Origin of the sequence: Bacillus sp. N12A5 (assembly GCF_026790125.1) — a bacterium.
Taxonomy (GTDB): domain Bacteria; phylum Bacillota; class Bacilli; order Bacillales; family Bacillaceae; genus Bacillus.
This window is the reverse complement of sequence record NZ_JALAMR010000008.1, coordinates 209,697-229,496: the sequence shown is the minus strand read 5'-3', so window position 1 is coordinate 229,496 and position 19,800 is coordinate 209,697. Positions and strand designations below refer to the sequence as shown.

21 protein-coding genes are annotated in these 19,800 nt (G+C 46.3%); 6 read left to right on the top strand and 15 right to left on the bottom strand.

All coding sequences use genetic code 11. The features are described 5' to 3' along the window. Positions 1-34: 34 nt before the first annotated feature. Positions 35-568 (bottom strand): CvpA family protein, encoded by a 534-nt coding sequence (locus MOC09_RS10520; RefSeq protein WP_268359083.1) that lies wholly within the window; start codon positions 566-568, stop codon positions 35-37. 6 nt (positions 569-574) lie between these two features. After that, positions 575-832, bottom strand: coding sequence for a cell division protein ZapA (gene zapA, locus MOC09_RS10515; RefSeq protein WP_003222476.1), 258 nt, complete (start codon positions 830-832; stop codon positions 575-577). Between the two features lie 132 nt (positions 833-964). Here zapA and rnhC point away from each other — a divergent pair, with 132 nt between their 5' ends. After that, positions 965-1,906, top strand: coding sequence for a ribonuclease HIII (gene rnhC / locus MOC09_RS10510; RefSeq protein WP_268370471.1), 942 nt, complete (start codon positions 965-967; stop codon positions 1,904-1,906). A 36-nt stretch (positions 1,907-1,942) separates the two neighbouring features. Here the strand turns inward: rnhC and pheT are convergent, their stop codons facing one another. Together pheT and pheS are read right to left on the bottom strand one after the other, a co-directional pair. Continuing rightward, positions 1,943-4,357, bottom strand: a complete 2,415-nt coding sequence (pheT, locus tag MOC09_RS10505) for a phenylalanine--tRNA ligase subunit beta (protein ID WP_268370469.1) — start codon at positions 4,355-4,357, stop codon at positions 1,943-1,945. Between the two features lie 15 nt (positions 4,358-4,372). Beyond that, on the bottom strand, positions 4,373-5,407 hold the full coding sequence (gene pheS, locus MOC09_RS10500; RefSeq protein WP_268359079.1) for a phenylalanine--tRNA ligase subunit alpha: 1,035 nt from the start codon (positions 5,405-5,407) through the stop codon (positions 4,373-4,375). Between the two features lie 81 nt (positions 5,408-5,488). Here pheS and MOC09_RS10495 point away from each other — a divergent pair, with 81 nt between their 5' ends. Beyond that, positions 5,489-5,695: a hypothetical protein gene (locus MOC09_RS10495; RefSeq protein ID WP_268359078.1), complete on the top strand. Its 207-nt coding sequence runs from the start codon at positions 5,489-5,491 to the stop codon at positions 5,693-5,695. 67 nt (positions 5,696-5,762) lie between these two features. Here MOC09_RS10495 and MOC09_RS10490 read toward each other — a convergent pair whose 3' ends face one another. Next, positions 5,763-6,509: a TrmH family RNA methyltransferase gene (locus MOC09_RS10490; protein ID WP_268370467.1), complete on the bottom strand. Its 747-nt coding sequence runs from the start codon at positions 6,507-6,509 to the stop codon at positions 5,763-5,765. Positions 6,510-6,627: 118 nt separating this feature from the next. Here MOC09_RS10490 and sspI point away from each other — a divergent pair, with 118 nt between their 5' ends. From sspI to MOC09_RS10470, 4 genes are all read left to right on the top strand, one after another. Next, positions 6,628-6,843, top strand: a complete 216-nt coding sequence (sspI, locus tag MOC09_RS10485) for a small acid-soluble spore protein SspI (RefSeq protein WP_268359074.1) — start codon at positions 6,628-6,630, stop codon at positions 6,841-6,843. Between the two features lie 68 nt (positions 6,844-6,911). Beyond that, the gene (locus tag MOC09_RS10480; protein WP_268370465.1) at positions 6,912-8,021 is read left to right on the top strand and encodes a sugar diacid recognition domain-containing protein; all 1,110 of its coding nucleotides are present in this window, start codon (positions 6,912-6,914) and stop codon (positions 8,019-8,021) included. Positions 8,022-8,123: 102 nt separating this feature from the next. After that, the gene (gene glcD / locus MOC09_RS10475) at positions 8,124-9,536 is read left to right on the top strand and encodes a glycolate oxidase subunit GlcD (protein ID WP_268370463.1); all 1,413 of its coding nucleotides are present in this window, start codon (positions 8,124-8,126) and stop codon (positions 9,534-9,536) included. Continuing rightward, the gene (locus MOC09_RS10470; RefSeq protein ID WP_268370462.1) at positions 9,533-10,867 is read left to right on the top strand and encodes a (Fe-S)-binding protein; all 1,335 of its coding nucleotides are present in this window, start codon (positions 9,533-9,535) and stop codon (positions 10,865-10,867) included. The genes glcD and MOC09_RS10470 overlap by 4 nt, the downstream gene beginning before the upstream one ends. A gap of 38 nt (positions 10,868-10,905) precedes the next feature. Here the strand turns inward: MOC09_RS10470 and MOC09_RS10465 are convergent, their stop codons facing one another. The 10 genes from MOC09_RS10465 to MOC09_RS10420 all read right to left on the bottom strand — a co-directional run bounded on the left by MOC09_RS10465 (position 10,906) and on the right by MOC09_RS10420 (position 19,775). Continuing rightward, positions 10,906-11,286: a VOC family protein gene (locus MOC09_RS10465; protein ID WP_268359068.1), complete on the bottom strand. Its 381-nt coding sequence runs from the start codon at positions 11,284-11,286 to the stop codon at positions 10,906-10,908. A gap of 32 nt (positions 11,287-11,318) precedes the next feature. Beyond that, positions 11,319-13,115: a carbon starvation protein CstA gene (gene cstA, locus MOC09_RS10460; RefSeq protein WP_268359067.1), complete on the bottom strand. Its 1,797-nt coding sequence runs from the start codon at positions 13,113-13,115 to the stop codon at positions 11,319-11,321. Between the two features lie 111 nt (positions 13,116-13,226). Then, the gene (locus MOC09_RS10455) at positions 13,227-13,982 is read right to left on the bottom strand and encodes a DUF4097 family beta strand repeat-containing protein (protein WP_268370460.1); all 756 of its coding nucleotides are present in this window, start codon (positions 13,980-13,982) and stop codon (positions 13,227-13,229) included. Next, positions 13,979-14,119, bottom strand: a complete 141-nt coding sequence (locus tag MOC09_RS10450; protein ID WP_268370458.1) for a hypothetical protein — start codon at positions 14,117-14,119, stop codon at positions 13,979-13,981. Before MOC09_RS10450 ends, MOC09_RS10455 begins: the two co-directional genes overlap by 4 nt. Positions 14,120-14,173: 54 nt before the next feature. Continuing rightward, entirely contained in the window at positions 14,174-14,662 is a 489-nt protein-coding gene (locus MOC09_RS10445) for a DUF1700 domain-containing protein (protein WP_419901065.1), read from the bottom strand. Next, on the bottom strand, positions 14,659-14,985 hold the full coding sequence (locus MOC09_RS10440) for a PadR family transcriptional regulator (RefSeq protein WP_268359060.1): 327 nt from the start codon (positions 14,983-14,985) through the stop codon (positions 14,659-14,661). The genes MOC09_RS10445 and MOC09_RS10440 overlap by 4 nt, the downstream gene beginning before the upstream one ends. A gap of 144 nt (positions 14,986-15,129) precedes the next feature. Next, positions 15,130-16,632 (bottom strand): alpha-L-arabinofuranosidase AbfA, encoded by a 1,503-nt coding sequence (gene abfA / locus MOC09_RS10435; RefSeq protein WP_268370456.1) that lies wholly within the window; start codon positions 16,630-16,632, stop codon positions 15,130-15,132. A gap of 18 nt (positions 16,633-16,650) precedes the next feature. Continuing rightward, entirely contained in the window at positions 16,651-17,496 is an 846-nt protein-coding gene (araQ, locus tag MOC09_RS10430) for an arabinose ABC transporter permease AraQ (protein WP_268359056.1), read from the bottom strand. Beyond that, the gene (locus MOC09_RS10425; RefSeq protein ID WP_268359054.1) at positions 17,497-18,438 is read right to left on the bottom strand and encodes a carbohydrate ABC transporter permease; all 942 of its coding nucleotides are present in this window, start codon (positions 18,436-18,438) and stop codon (positions 17,497-17,499) included. Positions 18,439-18,473: 35 nt separating this feature from the next. Next, positions 18,474-19,775 carry an ABC transporter substrate-binding protein gene (locus tag MOC09_RS10420; protein WP_268370454.1) on the bottom strand — a complete coding sequence of 434 codons (1,302 nt, stop codon included), beginning with the start codon at positions 19,773-19,775 and terminating at the stop codon, positions 18,474-18,476. Positions 19,776-19,800 lie beyond the last annotated feature (25 nt).

Sequence of the window (19,800 nt, the reverse complement as noted above, 5' to 3'; positions counted from 1 at the left end):
CTTGAAAAAAACTTCTCCGGACAAGAGAAGTTTTTTATGCCCCGTATTGTGTCCATAGCTCTTGTAGAAGCCCTGACAAATACGGTGTATGGTTAATGATCACATTTGCGAGAGACGATTGCCCCATCATTTGCTGTAAAGCATCTACCGGAAGCACGGATGCGACATACAGCAGCACAAATGTAAATAAATAGACTTCAAGAAAACCAAGAACGGCCCCCAGCACCTGGTTGATTTGTTTAATCACTGGAATGCCGGCTACAATACTCAAGAATGAGCCTATGATTCTCAGTAAGATTTTGGCGATAATAAATAAAATGATAAACGCAATCGCATTATAGTAGGCTGCTTCCAAATTTCCCGTAAAAAAAGAAAGAGCCGGCTGTCCCGCTGAAAAATCAGGTGCGGGAATCCACTTTAAATGCGGCGCCACATTTTTATAAAATAAAGCCGCAAAGGCGATCGATAAAATAAAGCTCGTCAAGCGGATAAACTGCAGGATAAAACCGCGTTTTAATCCCAGTAAAGTCCCCATCAGGAGCAAGATTAAGATGATGATATCTAGCATAGTTGTTCAATCCTTTTCTTTAAGCTGACGCTCCAGTTTTTCATATTTCTCTTGTAATTTGACATAATCGTGCACCACATTTACCGCTGTCAGCACTGCAAGTTTATTTATATCAAGGTATGGATTTTTTTCATTGATTTCTCTCATTTTATCATCAACAATTCCGGCGACATACCTCATATGGGCCCTGCTTTCTTCACCGACAATGGTGAAGTGCTGGCCGTAAATGTCAACGGTTGTTTTTGTTTTTTTGCCGTCAGACAACGTTTCTCCTCCATTCCGCGAGAATCCTAGTTCTTATCATAACACGTTTATTAAATGAATGGAAAGACGAGCCTCCCGCTGTTATGATACACTGGTATATACAGCGAAAAGTGTAAAAAAGGAGATTATTACGTGTCCCATTCTGTGATAAAAGTATCGTTGTCTGCTATTAATCAAATGAAAATGACGTACAGCGGTTCGCTTACCGCCTCTGTTCCGCAGGGAGCCGTTTTTCAGGCCAAACCGCCCGGCTGTACCATTACAGCATATCAATCCGGCAAGGTCTTGTTTCAAGGCAAAAACGCTGCGGCAGAATCCGCGCGTTGGGGAACAGCAGAGCCGCAGGAAAAAAAGAAATCGACCAAAAAGCCGGCTGATCCCCGCTATGCCCCTCCGGCAGATATCGCCGGAATGTCTGTTATCGGCTCTGACGAGGTCGGCACTGGTGATTACTTTGGCCCGATTACGGTTGTATGCGCGTACGTCGACAAAACCATGCTTCCTTTAATGAAGGAACTCGGTGTTAAGGATTCTAAAGACTTAAAGGATCCGCAAATCATTGAGATTGCCCGAAACCTGATCAAAACCATTCCGTACAGCCTGCTGGTTTTAAAGAATGAAAAGTACAACAGCATGCAGGAAAAAGGCATGAGCCAAGGGAAAATGAAAGCTTTACTGCACAATCAAGCCATAACCCATTTGCTAAGAAAAATGGACGGGATAAAGCCTGAGGCCATTTTGATAGACCAATTCGCTGAGCCCGGCGTCTACTTCAATCATTTAAAGGGCAGAGACATTGTGAAGGAACGGACCTATTTCAGCACAAAGGCTGAAGGCATTCACTTATCAGTCGCCGCTGCCTCTATCATCGCACGATATTCGTTTTTAATGGAGATGGATAAACTGTCGCGTGAGGCAGGAATGACGCTTCCAAAAGGGGCCGGCCCGCACGTCGATGAAGCGGCTGCGAAGCTGATCCTCAAAAAAGGAGCGTCCGCTCTCAGAACCTTTACAAAACTCCATTTTGCCAATACGCAGAAAGCACAGCGGCTTGCCGATAAAAAACGTTCATAGAAAAAAGCTTGCAGATTTCTCTGCAAGCTTTTTTTATCAGCCTCTCAACACAGCTTGATATGTGTCTTCTAACGCTTTCAGCACTTTGCTGTGCGCCTTTGTCACTTCTTCTTCAGTCAGCGTTTGTTCAGGGTTGACATATTGGAGTGAGAAAGCAACTGACTTTTTGCCTTCCTCCATATGCTCGCCTTCGTATACGTCAAAGACGGATACTTCTTTCAGAAGCTTGCCGCCAGCCTCTTTAATGACGCTTTCGAGCTGGCCGCTTGTGACGGATTTATCTGTGACTAGCGCAATGTCACGTGTCACAAACGGATATTTTGGAATCGCCGTGTAAACAAGCGGCGCTGTTTCCGCTGCAAGCAGCGCATGAAGATCAAGCTCAAACACGTATGTCTCTTTTATATCGAGTTCTTTTTCCAATGAAGGGTGCACTTGGCCGATGAAGCCAATAAGAGAACCATTCAATAGAATGTTCGCTGTTCTGCCCGGGTGCAGCTGTTTGCGTTCAGACTGAACAAATTCAATGCTGTCGAGGACGTTCAGTTTGTCTAACAGCCCTTCCACAATTCCTTTGGCGACAAAGAAATCAACCGGTTTTTTCTCGCCCTGCCACAGCTGCTTGCGCCATAATCCGGTAACAGCCCCTGCCACGCGTTCTGTTTCAACCGGCTTTGTGTCCTCTTCCTTTGTCAGGAAAACGGAGCCGACTTCGTACAGCGCGACTGAGTCAGTCTGTCTCGCCAGGTTGTAAGAAACGGAGTCAAGCAGATTCGGAACAAGGCTGTGTCTGAGAATGCTTCTTTCTTCACTCATTGGAAGCGCAAGCACAGTGTTCAGTGATTTTTCAATCGCAAACGCTGCCGCTTTCTTCTCGTTTGTCAGTGAGTAGGTGATGGCTTGTGATAAACCTGCGCCTTCAAGGAAACGTCTAACCTTACGCCGTTTTGCCTGATATGGCGTTAATCCGCCTGTTGTTCCCGCTGTCTCAGGAAGTGTAGACGGAATGTTATCGTAGCCGTACAATCTTGCCGCTTCTTCAATTAAATCCTCTTCGATTTTAATATCACCGCGGCGTGATGGGACTGTCACAACAAGAAGATCATCCGCTTCACCGACAGTAAAGCCGAGACGCTTGTAAATGCTGATGAGTTCTTCTTTGCTGATTGTCATGCCAAGAACACTGCTCACTTTGTCAGCAGATATATGAATGTTATTCGCTTCGATTGTCAGGTGATCATCCTCAACCGTTCCAGCGAGCACTTCACCGCCGGCATACAGATGGATCAGCTGCGCAGCCCGTTCTGCCGCGAGACGTACGCGCGCCGGATCAATGCCTTTTTCGAATCTTATGCTTGATTCACTTCTCAAACCAAGATCCTTGGAAGCCTTGCGAACCGTTTGACCGTTGAAGTACGCAGCCTCAAGCAAAATCGTTTTCGTATCTTCCTGAACCTCTGACTCTGCTCCTCCCATAACACCGGCAACGGCTTGCGCTTTCGTCCCGTTCGTAATGACAAGGTGATCGGCAGACAGCTTTCGTTCTTGATCATCAAGGGTTAAGATCGTTTCATTATCAGCTGCTTTTCTTACGACAACTTCCTTGGAGCCGAATCTGTCATAATCAAACGCGTGAAGCGGCTGACCGTATTCCAGCAAGACAAAGTTTGTGATGTCAACGACATTGTTGTGCGGGCGAATGCCTGCGTTCATCAGCTTCGTCTGCATCCAAAGCGGTGACGGAGCAATCGTGACGTTTTTAATGATTTTAGCTGTATACAGCGGGTTCGCTTCTTGATCTTCGACTTTGACAGCGATGTAATCAGACGCTTGTTCTGAAGCAGCCGGATAATCGGTTTGCGGAAGCTTTACCTCTGTGTCTAAGATCGCCGCAACTTCGTAAGCAACACCAAGCATGTTCATGGCATCCGCGCGGTTTGGCGTTAAACCAAGCTCAAGGATCGCATCGTCAAGCTGTAAAGCCGCTAAGGCGTCGCTTCCTGTTTCAGCGTCATCCGGGAATACGAAAATGCCTTCCGCATACTCCTTCGCCACAAGCTTGCTTTCAATGCCAAGCTCCTGTAAAGAACAGATCATGCCGTTTGATTCTTCACCGCGAAGCTTTGCTTTTTTGATTTTGAAATTGCCCGGCAGCACCGCTCCGACTGTAGCAACTGCGACTTTTTGCCCTTTATCCACATTCGGCGCGCCGCAAATGATTTGTACAGGTGCTTCCGCTCCGATATCCACAAGGCATTTATTCAGCTTATCAGCATTCGGATGCTGCTCGCGCTCCAGCACGTGGCCGATGACTACGCCTTTGATGCCTTCCCCTTTGTATTCAATTCCTTCAACCTCAATACCGGCTCTTGTAATTTTCTCAGCAAGAACAGCCGGGTCCATGCCTTTTATGTCAACATAATCCTCTAACCATTTATAAGAAACAAACATCCTAGCATCCTCCTCTTACGCCTGTTTAAACTGCGAAATAAATCTGACATCGTTTGTATAGAAGTGGCGGATATCATCAATGCCGTATTTCAGCATCGCGATGCGCTCAACACCCATTCCGAATGCAAAGCCTTGATATTCCTTCGGATCAAAGCCAGCCATTCTCAGCACGTTCGGGTGAACCATGCCGGCTCCTAGGATTTCGATCCAGCCTGTTCCTTTACATACTGAGCAGCCGTTTCCTCCGCACTTAAAGCATGTTACGTCCACTTCTACTGAAGGCTCTGTAAACGGGAAGAAGCTTGGGCGCAGCCTGATTTCGCGGTCTTGACCGAACATTTTTTTCGCAACGAGTTCAAGCGTTCCTTTTAAATCACTCATGCTAATGTTTTTGTCAACGACAAGCCCTTCAATTTGCATAAATTGATGAGAATGCGTCGCATCATCGTTATCACGGCGGTATACTTTACCAGGGCAAATGATTTTAACGGGCCCTTTGCCTTCATGCTTTTCCATCGTCCGTGTCTGAACCGGAGAAGTTTGCGTTCTCATCAGAATTTCCTCTGTGATGTAGAAGCTGTCCTGCATATCGCGTGCAGGGTGTTCTTTCGGCAGGTTGAGCGATTCGAAGTTGTAATAATCTGTTTCAACTTCAGGTCCTTCCTCAACGGTGTAGCCCATACCGATAAATAAATCTTCAATTTCTTCAATGACAACAGTAAGCGGATGGCGGCCGCCGACTGCGACAGGATTCCCTGGCAGCGTGACGTCGATTGTCTGTCCCGCAAGCTTCTGCTTCATTTCCTCTTCTTCAAGCTTCTCATTTTTGGCTGCAATGGCATTGGCAATACGCTCTCTTACTTCGTTCGCGAGCGCGCCCATTTTTGGACGCTCCTCAGCAGAAAGTTTGCCCATTCCGCGCAGCACTTCTGTGATCGGCCCTTTTTTCCCGAGATATTTCACCCGAATCTCATTGACAACCTTCAATGAGCTTGCCGCTTTTACTTGTTCTAAAGCTTCTTGTTCCAGCTGTTTCAGCTTTTCTTCCATTTTGCATCCTCCTTTTATGTAAACAAACCGTCATATGTCTTTGGAAAATAAAAAAACCCGCCCCTTATAAAAAGGGACGAGTTGTGGCCGCGGTACCACCCTTATTTCAGACAGACTGATGCTGTCGTCAGCTTCATTGACATAACGGAATCAGATTCCGGTTCACCTTTACGCGCAGTGTGCACGGTCCCGGCGACAACTCAAGAGGTGAAGCCAATCTCCGGCTGCATTAAAAATGCTCTCAGTCAGCGGCATTTTCTCCCTGGAAAGCAGTTGATCAGAAATTGAGGTCCTCTGTCACGGTTTTTCAAATATTATTGTTCTATTATAGAGAAATCCAACGCTTCGCGCAACACTATCCTCGCAAGTGATATACGATAATAGCAGCCGCGATGGCAACGTTCAGTGATTCAGCCTGTCCGTAAAGCGGGACGTACAGATTCAAATCCGTTTTTTCCAGCAAGGCAGCATCCACCCCTGCCCCTTCATTTCCTACAATGAGCGCAAAGGAATCAGACTGGGATATATCCCGGTAAGGCGCTCCATTTTGCAGCGCCGTGCCGTACACTTTTACGCCCTCTGCCTTCAATTCATCCACATATGTAAGCAGGTTTCTTCTCACTACAGGAATGTGAAAGTGAGAACCTTGAGCGGACCGGAGCGTTTTTCCGTTAAACGCGTCCGCCGTGCCGTCACCGAGCACGACCGCATCTAACCCAGCCGCATCAGCTGTCCGAATCATCGTTCCAAGGTTTCCAGGATCTTGAACAGCGTCAATCAGCAGCACCCGCCGAGACGACGCCAGTTTTTTTTCAGGCATATGGCACACAGCAGCGATCTGCTGCGGCGTTTCGGTTTCAGTCACAGCTGAAAACGCCTCTTCACTCAGCACGTAGCACTGGATGCTCACATCAAGATCTGACGGAATGTTCGCCTCATCCTTTACAAGGATTTCTTTTACTGTGCCCGGGCTCTTAAGCGCCTCTTCAACAAGATGTTCTCCCTCTATCAGGAATGAATTCGTTTTTGTTCGTTCTTTTTTTGTGTGAAGCTTTTTCCAATCCTTCACTTTTTGGTTTTTAGCCGATTCTATTTGTTTCACTGTCTGTGTGGCTCTCCTTTTTTTAACATGATGTTATTATATCGCAAGAACAGCACATAATAAACCAGGTGCAGGGTTAGAATATACGTATAACTTTTTAGGAAAAGGAGCGTTTCACATGGATCTTAATTTACGTCACGCCGTCATTGCCAATGTAACCGGCAATAATCAGGAGCAGCTTGAACATACAATTGTGGATGCGATTCAAAGCGGTGAAGAAAAAATGCTCCCGGGGCTCGGCGTTTTATTCGAAGTCCTTTGGCAGCACGCATCAGAGAGTGAGAAAAACGAAATGCTAAAAACGCTTGAAGGCGGATTAAAACCCGCCCAATAAGACATGAAACCGGGTGACAGCTCCCGGTTTTTTTCTTATATAATAAAAACATGATGAGGGGGATCGCCATGTTTTTACAGCCGTTATTAGCGAAAAAAATTATTGCTGAAGTCAAAAAAATGTACGAGCGTGAAGTCATTATTGTGAACACAGACGGGCATATCATGGCTAGCACAAATGATGAGCGGATCGGGCGGTTTCATGAAGGAGCGCTTATCTGCGCAAAAGAGAAACGCAATGTCATTATCACAAAAGAAGATGAAAAAAGGTTAAAAGGAGTGAAGGCGGGCCTGAACCTCCCTGTATTTTCTGACCGTGATGTGATCGCCGTCTTCGGGCTGACAGGTGAGCCTGCTGAGATTCAGCCATACGGGGAACTGCTTCGAAAAATGACGGAGCTGTTCATTAAGGAATCGTGGCATTTAGAGCAGTCCCAGTGGCGTGATAGGATGCTGGAGTCCTTTATGATCGATTGGCTGCAATTAAAAGAATGGTCTCCCGGTTTTCTTGAGAAAGCCCAGCTTCTTGGCGTTGACCTTGCCTCCCGGCGCCAGCTTATCCTCATTCAAGGTTATGAGTGGTCATCTTATGAGATTGATCAAATGACACATATCTGGAAATCCGCGTACCCTTCGGATTTGTTCATCATCAGGTGGGGAAATGAACGGATTCTGATTAATCACGAAGTGCCAAAGCACGAACAAAGAGACCGGCTTTTGCAGCTGCTCCTTCGCATTTGTTCATTTGCCCATACCGCAAACAGCCGAATGGCAGCAGCTGGCGCCGGGAGGGCTGTCGAAAGCTCAAGCCTGACAGACTCATACGAGCAAGCGGAAAAAGGGCTGGCTGTCAGCCTTAAGCGAAAAACGCCCGTATTTGAAGAGGATCTGAAGCTTGATATGTGTCTGACAGAGATCAGCACGGGGACCCGAAACGAATTTCCACAAAGAGTATTCGGGGCGGCGCTAGAGCATCAGGAGCTTATGAATACGTTACGGACTTTCTTTCATCACGATTTGTCTTTGAAACAAACCGCAGAAAATATGCATATTCATATCAATACATTGCGTTATCGCCTGGCTAAGGCTGAACAGCTGACGGGTTTACGTTTTGACCGCACCGAGGACATCGTCACGATGTACGTTGCACTCTATTTTTCAGATCAAGGTACAAATTAGAAAGAGTTTTAGTTTCATTTTTTGTATGTTTCTCCATGGAAGGCTTTGCTTTTTTTCTTTTACAATAGATTGAAAGCGTTTTTTGACAGGGGGATGGGTGAAATGATCACCAAAGATGTAAAAGAAAAGCTGATTCGGGTTGTCGGACCGGAAAACTTTGATGACTCGAATGCCGGCCGTCTCGTCTATTCGTATGATGCGACGCCGCAGTTTCAGTCTATGCCTGATGCTGTGATTGCTCCGCGAAATACCGAAGAAATATCACGAATTTTAACGATTTGCAGTGAGCATCAAGTGCCGATCGTTCCAAGAGGATCTGGGACAAACCTGTGCGGCGGCACGTGCCCGACTGAAGGCGGGCTTGTACTTCTCTTTAAGCATATGAACCGGATTCTTGAAATTGATGAAGAAAATTTGACCGCGACAGTCCAGCCTGGCGTTATTACATTGGATATGATCCGTGCGGTTGAAAGCAAGGGTTTGTTTTATCCGCCCGATCCGAGTTCTATGAAAATATCAACCATGGGCGGAAACATCAATGAAAATTCAGGCGGGCTTCGCGGCTTAAAATACGGTGTCACCCGCGACTATGTTATTGGACTGGAGGTTGTGCTCGCAAATGGAGACATCATCCGGACCGGCGGAAAACTCGCAAAGGATGTAGCCGGATATGACCTTACACGTCTTTTTGTCGGCTCTGAAGGAACACTCGGCATTGTGACAGAGGCAATCGTCAAACTCGTTCCAAAGCCTGAAACAAAAAAGACGCTGCTTGCCCTATATGAAAATATCGATGCCGCTGCTCAAACAGTATCAGACATCATTGCCGCAAAAATTATACCAGCCACACTAGAATTTCTCGACCAGCCCACACTTTTGGTGATTGAGGATTATGCCAAAATCGGACTTCCGACAAACGCAAAGGCTGTGCTGCTCATTGAGCAAGACGGGCCGCTTGAAACTGTTGAACGGGATATGAAAAAGATTGAGGCGATCTGCAAAAAAGGCGAGGCCGTTTCCGTTCAGGCCGCCCAAACGGAGGAGGAAGCATTTGCCCTGACAGAAGCCCGGCGTTCTGCACTTTCTGCTCTTGCCCGCCTCAAGCCGACGACCATTTTAGAGGACGCGACCGTTCCTCGCTCAGAAATCGCCAATATGGTAAAAGCCATTAATGATATTGCCGCCAAATACGATGTTTCCATCTGTACCTTCGGCCATGCGGGGGACGGGAACCTTCACCCAACATGCACGACAGACGTAAGAAATGAAGATGAGATGGAACGTGTCGAACAGGCTTTTGCCGAGATTTTCGAAAAAGCAATTGAACTGGGCGGCACGATAACCGGGGAGCACGGAGTCGGGGCCATGAAAGCGCCTTACTTGGAAATGAAGCTGAAAAAAGAAGGCATTGCCGCGATGAAAGCGCTGAAAGCGGCATTTGATCCCCGGAACATCTTGAACCCGGGCAAAGTGTTTGCGAAAGACGCCAGAAAACGGGTGGTGGCAGAAAGATGACAACAGATAAAGAAATGAAACTGATCCAGCATGAGTTTAAAGAGCGCATGGATGAAGGCGAGCTTTTGAATTGTATGCGCTGCGGCTTCTGCCTTCCTTCCTGTCCGACCTATATCGAATCGGGTTTTCAGGAAACTCACTCTCCACGCGGACGCATCGCCTTAATGAAAGCCGTGGCCGACGGCCAGATTGAACCGGATGAAGATGTCGAACGATCGCTGTCACTTTGCCTCGGCTGCCGCGCATGTGAGCCTGTATGCCCGTCAGGCGTGAAATACGGGCAGCTGCTCGAAGAAGCCAGAGATATTATCCACCAAAATAAAAAACACTCGCTCGGCACACGCGTCATGCGAAAGGCAGCTTTTCACGAGCTGTTTCCGCATCAAAATCGCATGAGGTCAGCTGTAAGCCTTATTGGTTTGTATCAGCGGTCAGGACTGCAAACCGCTGTGCGGAAAACCGGTATGCTTCGCGTCCTGCCTGAGCATTTACGAACGATGGAAGCCGTTCTTCCTGATGTGCCAAAAGGCAAAGACATGAAGCATCGGCCGCATTTGCTGCCATCAATTGGCCCTACAAAAAAACGGGTTGCCTTTTTTTCGGGCTGCTTAATGGATACAATGTTTTTACCGACCAACAATGCCACACTAAAGCTTTTACAGCTGGCAGGCTGCGACATTGTCATTCCTCCTGAACAGGCTTGCTGCGGTGCCCTGCATGGACACAGCGGTGAAAAAAATGCAGGCAAAGAGCTCGCGAAACAAAATATTGCTGCTTTTGAAGCGTTAGACGTGGATGCAGTCATTACAAATGCAGGCGGATGCGGAGCCTTTCTCACTGAATACGATCATTTGCTGAAGGATGATCCCGAGTGGTCGGAGCGGGCCGCTGCGTTTGTTCAGAAGCTGAAAGATTTTTCGTCCGTTTTGGTTGAACTCGACTTTCATCAAATGGACTTAGTGCTCGAGACGCCGAAGGTCATTACCTATCAAGATTCATGTCATCTAAGAAATGTGATGCTTACGTCTCTTGAGCCCCGACAGCTTCTTCATAGCATCAAGGGGGCCGAATTCAAAGAAATGGATAAAGCGGACAGCTGCTGCGGATCAGCGGGAATTTATAACATCGTAGAAGCCGAGATGTCTATGAAAATACTGGACAGTAAAATGGCTGCCGTCAAAGCAACCGAAGCGATCGTCATTGTGACAGCAAATCCCGGCTGCCTGCTGCAGATGAAGCTCGGCATCGAACGCGAAGGACTAAGCGGTAAAGTCAAAGCCGTTCATTTGGCTGATTTGCTGCTGGAAGCAGCTGGACACAAAACATCATAAGAAAGCCCAAAACAGAAATTGTTTTGGGCTTTTGTACGTTATTCCATCGGGCTGCAAATTTCGATATAATGTCCATCCGGGTCGGAAATATAGGCGACCGTCTGTCCCCACGGCTTCACTTTCGGCTCTCCAATAATCGTGACGCCTTGTTCTCTTACCCTTTTGATAACCTCTTCTACGTTTTCAGTGACAAACCCGATTTCAAATGTGTGTGAAGCAGATGCATCTGGAATGTCTAGCTGTGTGATTTCTCTGGCGCTTTCCCGCGTATTAAGCGCCAATATCGTAGATCCTGTTTCAAATTCAACATACGTTCCGTGTTCAGCACGAATCGGCAGCCCTAAAATATCCTTGTAAAAATGAACGGCCCGCTTGCTGTCGGATACGTATAGAATAAGATACTTCATTGATAGATTCATGTCCAAACCTCCTCAAAATGTTCATTAACCTTCTATCCAGGGATAGATGCTTCCATCCTTAAGCTCGGATCTCTCCACATCTGCGCCCATTTTTTCACAGCTGCCACGATTATGATAAAGCCTAACAGCAGCATGATGATCGATAATACGCCATTCAAAACACTGTAGCCTGATGCTTCTGGATTCAGATACACATTGCGCACCATCCAATAGCCCGCATAATTGACAGTGACATATAAATAGGCAAGCGGGATAAGACAGGTCAAAATGTAACGGCGTTTATCGGCTATTTTCAGCACGATGGTCGCTCCGATAATCAGCCCTACTGAAGCCATCAGCTGGTTGGACACACCAAAGAGCGCCCAAATGGAACCGATATCCCCTGAATACAGCAAATAGCCCCACATCAAGCAGGCAAGCGCGCTGGCAAATACAGAGCCCGGAATCCAGTCAGTTTTCTTCAGCGGTTTATACACCTCTCCGAAGAAATCCTGTATCAAATAACGGGCGACCCGTGTGCCGGCGTCAATTGCCGTTAAAATAAATACCGCTTCAAACATAATGACAAATTGGAAGAAATATGATGCCAAATGGCTGAAAAACGGCATTCCGGTAAAAATATAAGTCATTCCCACTGCAAGCGTGACGGCTCCCCCTGTTCTTCCTTCTAAATCCAAACCGATTTCCCTGCTCAATTCAGGCAAATGTACGACATCCATACCGAGCGTACGGAACACCTCTGGCGTGCTGTTAATTGCAAAGTAATCTGCAGGCTGCAAGGCGGTTGCCGCAATCAGCGCCATGATGCCGACAAGACACTCAACAAGCATTGCGCCGAATGCAACCGGCTTCATATCACTCCATTTATTCAGCATTTTCGGCGTCGTTCCTGAACCGACAAAGGCATGGAATCCAGAGATCGCACCGCAGGCGATGGTTATAGAAATGAATGGCCAGACGGGTCCTGCCAGCACCGGCCCTCCGCCTTTTACGAATTCTGTAAATGCAGGAAACGGGATGGACGGATTAACGACAAACACCCCTGCAATCAAAGCGATAAAAACACCGATTTTCATAAAGCTGCTTAAATAATCACGCGGTGCGAGCAGCAGCCAAACGGGAAGCGCCGCTGCAAAGAACGCATAAACAGGAAGCGCGATTGCAAGCGTTTTCGTATCTAGCGTTAAAAAGTCACCGAGCGCCGTAGTCTGCACCCATGGGCCGATAAAAACTCCTGCCATTAAAAAGAGAAAGCCGATCGTTGACGCAAGCTTTAAATTTCCCGTTTTCTTATAATATAAGCCCACACCCATCGCAATCGGGATCGTAATCCCTACCGCAAATGTCCCCCAGGGATTGCGTTCAAGCGCGTGCAGCACAACCATCGACAGGCCCGCCATCGTAATCGTGATAATAAACAGCATAGACAGTCCGGTACAAAAGCCGGCAACAGGGCCGAGCTCGTCCTTGGCCACTTCCGACAGCGATTTTCCATTTTTGCGCATCGATGCAAACAGCACCACAATATCATGGACGGCTCCCCCGATTACCGCCCCGATTAACAGCCATAACAACCCCGGCAAATAGCCAAACTGCGCCGCCAGAATCGGTCCGACCAGCGGCCCGGCCGCTGCGATCGCCGCAAAATGGTGGCCGAACGAAACCCATTTATTTGTAGGCACATAGTCTTTTCCATCCTCAAGCGCATGAGCAGGCGTCGGCTTGTCATCATTCACTTTGAGAACCTTCACCATCATAAATGTTCCGTATAAACGATAGGCGATAGCCAAAATACACATTGACGCTATCACGATTGTAACCGCATTCATTTTCTCCCATCCCCTTTGCTGTTTTTCATAAATATATCATAATTTCATGATGAAAAGCGGTCATTTTTTCCTATACAAAAAAGCCGGCTGGAATGGGCCGGCTTGAGACAGTTAGTTTAGTTCAATATCTCCAGATGTTGTACGAACTTTTAAATGGTTAGAGATCCCGCTATCACCTACATAACCTACAATACGGTGCTCTGATTTTTCTTTATAAAGGATTTGATCGAGATTGACCGAGGCATCACCGGAGTCAGCCTGAAAATCTACTGCCAAAGATGCCGGTTCTTTCTGATATTCTACGGACACATCTCCGCTCGTTGTATTGATGCTGATGTCTTCGTTCTCTTGCCCCTGAAGAAGATCAATATCCCCGGAGGTTGTCTTATAGCTCAGCCTTTTAGATGTTGTGCGGCTGCTTTTTATTGATCCGCTTGTTGTCTTTACCTCACCTTGCCCCAATGAATTTTGGTCTGCTTGAACATCTCCGCTCGTTGTTTTTAATGTCATCTCGTTTTTGATACGTGAGTCCTTCAGCTCAATATCTCCTGATGTAGAGTCAGCCGCTGATTGATCCGTTTGCACATTTTCAATTAGAATATCGCCAGAGGTTGTCGTTACGGTTATCTCGTCATACTTCTTTTCCGGAATAATGATTGTGATTTTCATATCCTTTTCGCTGCTCCACGGTATAAAGGAGATGCTATTCCTGTGCTCTTTTTGGTTAATCGTTAACGATTTGCCATCTTGGCTCACGTCGAATAGCTTTTTGCTTTTATCACTGACTTTTCCTTGAGCAGCTACCTGAATATCATCTGTTTGCCCGCTTTTGACCTCTGCATCCAGCGAGCTCGTTGTTACCTTCATTTTTTTAATATCTGCAGTTCATAGATTTCAGCAGCTTTCACCTTTTCATTTGTAAAATCTGAGGCAACTGCAGAGATGACAGCTCCGATTACCCCAACTGCAAATACTGCGATCAATCCAATTATGATCTTTTTCATGCCTGCGCCCCCGTCACTAGCTTTAGATTGTATCTGATATACCGTAAACTCATGCTATACAGCAGCTTGCCTAAATACCAAAGCCCTATACAAGATAGCAGCCCCAGACTGCCAAATACGAGCGATAAAAAGAACTCCAGCATCATGTGCGTATTCGTTTGAAACATTACTATGCCGACAAACATAATCGGTGACACAGAAAGTGCAAGCGCCGCCCCGCATAGACCCACATACAATGCCAATAGCCGGTCCCAGCACGAAAATCAAATTTAAGATGCTTACCGCTGCTGCTGAACACACCATGTGAAAGAGGTTCTTCTTAGGGCGCTGCAATGCTGGGGCAGTTTCTGTGACATCGGGCACCAATTCCTTTGCAATTTGTTTTGGAGAGCCGAGTTCTCTGATGATGTCAGCTTCTAGCCTGCCTTCTTTCATCCCTTCGGTAATATGTTCTTCAAAATCAAATAAGACCTCATTCCGCTCTTCTTCAGAAAGCGGCTGTAACGCTTTACTTAACTCCTGTAAAAACAATTCTTGATTCATCGTTCTCCTCCCCTTGCCGCATCAATGATTTGATTGACAGACGCTGTGAACTGATCCCATTCTGCCAGCAGCAATTTCATTCGCATGAAACCAAGCTTTGACATCGTGTAATATTTTCTGGCAGGCCCTTCGGAAGACGGCGCCATATATGTTTCTAAATACTCTTCTTTCGTCAGTCTTCTGAGTAGAGGATATAAGGTGCCTTCTGCAATCGCCATGTGCCTGGAAATGTTTTGAGAAAGCTCATAACCGTATTGGTCTTTTTCAGATAGTAATACGAGCACACATAGCTCCAATGCTCCCTTTTTAAATTGAGCATTCATCATAAGATCCTCCTTGAGACCTGTATTGTTTATTTTTTCCACTAACTAACCATATAGTATCATCCACTACTGAACATTGCAAGGTACTGAATCATATCTACTCAAAAAGAAAAACCGGAGAGTGATCTCCGGTCTCTCTTTCTCTTATGACTGTTTTTTCAGGCGGATCACATTCCAGGAAAGCGGCGTGAGATGGGCAGTTAAGCCGTTTTCGCTGATTGACGATGTGCCGTTGGTATGCGGGACGACATTTTTTCTGTTATGCTGGTTTGTCGCCTTGATATCCTGATGCTCAAGTACGATGTGCTCTGCGATTTGGTAGGATTCAAAGCCTCTGAGCGAAATCTCCGTCTCCATCTGATCCTCAGCCTTGTTTACCGCAAAAATAGTGAGTGTTTCTTCCTCTTCAGAGTACACAACAGCAGCATCAACATATGGCACATCAGTGAAATCAGAACAATCGTACTTAGGAGAAGAAATAAGCGGTTTCAGTGACTCGCCCCTTCCGTAAACAGAAGCATGCATGTATGGATAGAAAATCGGCTGTCTCCATGCTTCTCCGCCTTTTTCCGTCATGATCGGCGCGATGACATTGACAAGCTGAGCAAGACACGCAATTTTCACACGGTCTGCGTGCTGCAGCATCGTAATGAGCAGAGAGCCGACTAATAAGGCATCTTCAAAATTATAAATATCCTCTAAAATCGGGCGCGCAGTAATCCACGGTTCTACTTTTTTATCAGCCTCATTTGAGTGATACCAAACGTTCCATTCATCCAGAGAGAGATTGATTGTTTTCTTGCTGCGTGTTTTCGCTTTAACATAGTCACAGGTTGCAGCGACAGATTTAATAAAATGATCCAGATCCATGGAACGGGCCAAGTAGTTTGGCAGATTGTTATCCCGGTTTCCGTAATACGTATGGAGAGAAATATAGTCGACATGCTCGTACGTATGCTCCAGCACCTTCGCTTCCCAATCGATAAAGGTCGGCATGCCGCTGTTTGAGCTGCCGCAGGCTACGAGTTCAATTGATGGGTCAACCCATTTCATGACCTTTGCCGTCTCCGCAGCAAGCCGTCCGTATTCGTCAGCTGTTTTGTGGCCGATTTGCCACGGACCGTCCATTTCATTTCCTAAGCACCATGTCTTGATTCCGTACGGCTGCTCATAGCCATGCGATCTCCTTAAATCACTCCAGTAAGAGCCTTTCGGGTGGTTGCAGTATTCAACGAGGTTGCGGGCGGCATCTATGCCTCTTGTCCCAAGGTTGACCGCCATATTAACCTCAGTATTCACCTTTTTTGCCCAGGTTAAAAATTCATTTGTTCCCACTTCATTGGTTTCTGTCGTTTGCCATGCCAAATCAAGACGTCTTGGGCGGTTTTCGACTGGCCCAACACCGTCCTCCCAGTTGTATCCGGATAAAAAGTTTCCTCCCGGATAGCGGATGATCGGAACCTGCAATTCTTTGATCAGCGACTGGACATCTTTTCTAAATCCGTCTTCATCCGCTTCAGGATGATCAGGCTCATATATGCCTTCGTATACCGCACGCCCCATATGTTCAATAAATGAGCCGTAAATCCGTTTGTCTACTTCACCGATTTTATATTCTTTGTCTACAATCATTCGCGCTTTTTTCATCACACGTTTCCTCCTTCATTAACCTTTGACTCCCCCTACCGTCAGGCCGGAGATAAAGTACTTTTGGAAAAACAAGAAAATGATAATGACCGGCAAAATGGCAAATACTGAGCCGGATATGAGCATGTCATAGTTGTTTCCATATGGGCTCAGCAAGCTGGACAGCCCAATTGGAAGCGTAAACATTTCTTTCGAGCGAAGCACAATCAGCGGCCATAAGAAGTTGTTCCAGCTGTTTAAGGACTGAAGGATGATCATCGCTCCAAAAGCCGGTTTCATCAGCGGCGCCATAATCCTGAAAAAGATGCCGAATTCCGTACAGCCGTCCATCCTTGCAGAGTCGAGCAGATCTCTGGGCAGACCAAGCGCATATTGCCTGAAAAAGAAAACAGCAACAGGTGAAACGATGAACGGCAAAATGACACCTGTATATGAATCGATCAAGTGCAGTCCGACTGTAAGCTTAAACAGAGGAAGCATCATCACTTCAAGCGGAACCATCATAATAATCAGCACAAGAACAAAGATGATATTTCTTCCCTTAAAATCATAAACTGCAAGCCCGTACCCGATCATCGAAGAAAAAAACAAAGTGAGCACGGTCGTGAAAAGCCCAAGCACAAGACTGTTAAAAAACCATTTGAAATAAATGCTGCCGCCGTTAAACAGAAATGTATAATTATCAAGACTCATCACCTTAGGATCAATGTCAAGATTCAGCCCGACACGCAAAAGTTCAGATGACGGCTTTAATGATCCTAAAAGCAAACAGAAAATCGGAAAAATATACAATAGGCTCAGCATCATAAAAAATAGGGTCAGCGCGATTCTGTAAACGCTAAACTGAGGACTGTGCCGCAACATTTATCCCTCCCCCTTAAACGAGCCTGACAGCTTTAATGAAATCAGGCTGACAACAAGGATCACAATCAAAAGCACAATGCCGATGGCCGCTCCGTAGCCCATTTCATTGTAAGCAAGCCCCTGCTGATACAAATATCCGACAAGCGTCAGACCGATATTACCCGGGGAATTATTCTGCCAAAGGACGTAGCTTTCCTCAAACATCCTGAATCCGCCGATGATGCTGATGGTCAGCACATATACAGTAACAGGCTTGAGGAATGGAAGCGTGATGTGCATAAATTTTTTCATCGTATTCGCTCCGTCAATATCAGCGGCTTCGTACAGCTCTTTCGGCACATTTTGCAAACCGGCCAAAAAGTATAGGATGTTAATTCCCATCCATCTCCACGAAGCAAGCAGCACCATCAGAAACATGCCGGTATGTTCATTGTTCATCCAGTTCTGAGGTGAAAAGCCAAGTTTGAGTAAGATGGAATTGGCCAGAGACGTTTCCATTTCTCCGAAGATCAGCCGAAAAATGATTCCCGCCACAATGGTGGAGGTCAATGCCGGGATGAATAACGCTGATTTGAATATATTTCTGAATTTGACCAGCTTTGAATTCAGGAATATGGCCAGAAGCAATGGGACAGGAATCAGCACGATCAGCGTCCAAAAGGTGTATTCCAGCGTATTCCAAAGGGCGGTATAGAACGTCGGATTGTTTAGCGCAGTGTAATTGGACAATCCGACAAACGTCACCTCTCCCGGCAATATTCTTTGAAAGCTCATGATGAAGACACTAATGATGGGGTATAGAAAAAATACGAGAAAGGATAAAATGAAAGGCGCTGTAAACAGATAGGGCGCCGCTTTTTTCGAATAAAACAGATCTCGCCAGCCTGATTGTTTCGATGCTGAAGGAACGGGATGAACCGTTCCCGTTTTCACAGGTTTCATGAGAACCTCCCCGCTTTCACTTTTTGAATGGGATTCTATTTCTGTTTCAGTTCACCTGCCGCTCTGTCCAAGGCTTGTTTAGGCGTTTTTTGCTGAGATTTAAGTGCGTCGAACAATACGCTTCTGTTGACAAGGTCTGAAGCCTTGGCAAAATCCTCATGTAAATAAATCGGATTGATTTCATCCTTGATATCGAGCAGCACAGAAAAAATGCCTGTTCCGTTTTGGAAATAATCCGTGTATTTGTTTTTCTCTTTCAATTCATTGGAGCTCCAGACATCCCAGCGAAGCGGGTCAAATCCGAGTACACTCCAGAGCTTTTTGTTTCCTTCTTTAGAGCCCTTCGCAAAAGCCAAAAACTCTTTTGCTAATTCAACATGCTTGGCTTGCTTCGGCACAATAGTTGCCGTACCGCCCAAACCTGCTGAACGGTCGCCCCCCTCTTTCCATGCCGGAAGCGGCCTGATGGCAATCTTCCCTTTCAGATCAGGCATATAATCTATGAATCTTCCCATATACCAAATCGGCATCAGAACGGAAGCGGCCCCGCCTTGGTTCATAAAGCCGTAATATTCTTCACTGTGATGCCCGCCGCCCGGCGCAGGTATCATCGTTTTATCATTGATCATGTCTTTTAAATATTGAAGTGTTTTGACGTTGGTGTCATTATTGAGGATCAGCTTGCCGTTTTTATCAAAATAGCCTGAGTTTTGCTGTGAAATCATGGATAAGAACGTTCCGGAATCGTTCGTTTCTACCGTTCCCATCGGCTTACCGGTTACTTTGCGCACTTTCTGTCCGGCTTTATGGTAATCATCCCATGTTTTAATATCATCAGGATTGACGCCAGCTTTTTTCATCACATCCATGTTATAAAACATGACTGTCGTCCCTACATGCGTATCCAGCCCATAAAGCTTGCCGTTTTTGCTGTACAGGGTAAGCCGCGCCTCAACGAATTTATCGCGGTCCTTTTCAATCAGCGGAGTCAGGTCGGCAAGCGGAATATCAGAGCCCTTCAAAAAGTTTGAAAAACGGGCCAATTCGATATCGGCAATATCAGGAACGCCTTCTCCCGCAATTAAGGAGATCGACAAGTTATCGTGCATTTGCCCATACGGATAAACAACCGTATTCAGCTTAATTTTGCGGTCAGGATATTTTTTGTTCCATTCCTTCACCATCTCCACATAAAACTGCTCATGAAGTCCGTTAAATGTCCAAAAGGTCAGCTCAGTTTCACCCGATTTTCCGGATGATCGTTCTGCTGAACACCCAGCAATGATTAATGTCAGCAGCATCATGAGCACAAGAAAACAGGCAGTCATTTTTTTCATCTGCGTTACCCCTTCCATTCGAGGT

Excerpts from the sequence above, each read along its gene's own strand:
- MOC09_RS10520 (WP_268359083.1), bottom strand. The coding sequence starts at position 568 with ATGCTAGATATCATCATCTTAATCTTGCTCCTGATGGGGACTTTACTG.
- pheT (WP_268370469.1), bottom strand. The coding sequence starts at position 4,357 with ATGTTTGTTTCTTATAAATGGTTAGAGGATTATGTTGACATAAAAGGC.
- pheS (WP_268359079.1), bottom strand. The coding sequence starts at position 5,407 with ATGGAAGAAAAGCTGAAACAGCTGGAACAAGAAGCTTTAGAACAAGTA.
- sspI (WP_268359074.1), top strand. The coding sequence starts at position 6,628 with ATGGATCTTAATTTACGTCACGCCGTCATTGCCAATGTAACCGGCAAT.
- MOC09_RS10480 (WP_268370465.1), top strand. The coding sequence starts at position 6,912 with ATGTTTTTACAGCCGTTATTAGCGAAAAAAATTATTGCTGAAGTCAAA.
- glcD (WP_268370463.1), top strand. The coding sequence starts at position 8,124 with ATGATCACCAAAGATGTAAAAGAAAAGCTGATTCGGGTTGTCGGACCG.
- MOC09_RS10470 (WP_268370462.1), top strand. The coding sequence starts at position 9,533 with ATGACAACAGATAAAGAAATGAAACTGATCCAGCATGAGTTTAAAGAG.
- MOC09_RS10465 (WP_268359068.1), bottom strand. The coding sequence starts at position 11,286 with ATGAATCTATCAATGAAGTATCTTATTCTATACGTATCCGACAGCAAG.
- cstA (WP_268359067.1), bottom strand. The coding sequence starts at position 13,115 with ATGAATGCGGTTACAATCGTGATAGCGTCAATGTGTATTTTGGCTATC.
- MOC09_RS10455 (WP_268370460.1), bottom strand. The coding sequence starts at position 13,982 with ATGAAGGTAACAACGAGCTCGCTGGATGCAGAGGTCAAAAGCGGGCAA.
- MOC09_RS10450 (WP_268370458.1), bottom strand. The coding sequence starts at position 14,119 with ATGAAAAAGATCATAATTGGATTGATCGCAGTATTTGCAGTTGGGGTA.
- MOC09_RS10445 (WP_419901065.1), bottom strand. The coding sequence starts at position 14,662 with ATGAATCAAGAATTGTTTTTACAGGAGTTAAGTAAAGCGTTACAGCCG.
- MOC09_RS10440 (WP_268359060.1), bottom strand. The coding sequence starts at position 14,985 with ATGAATGCTCAATTTAAAAAGGGAGCATTGGAGCTATGTGTGCTCGTA.
- abfA (WP_268370456.1), bottom strand. The coding sequence starts at position 16,632 with ATGAAAAAAGCGCGAATGATTGTAGACAAAGAATATAAAATCGGTGAA.
- araQ (WP_268359056.1), bottom strand. The coding sequence starts at position 17,496 with ATGTTGCGGCACAGTCCTCAGTTTAGCGTTTACAGAATCGCGCTGACC.
- MOC09_RS10425 (WP_268359054.1), bottom strand. The coding sequence starts at position 18,438 with ATGAAACCTGTGAAAACGGGAACGGTTCATCCCGTTCCTTCAGCATCG.
- MOC09_RS10420 (WP_268370454.1), bottom strand. The coding sequence starts at position 19,775 with ATGAAAAAAATGACTGCCTGTTTTCTTGTGCTCATGATGCTGCTGACA.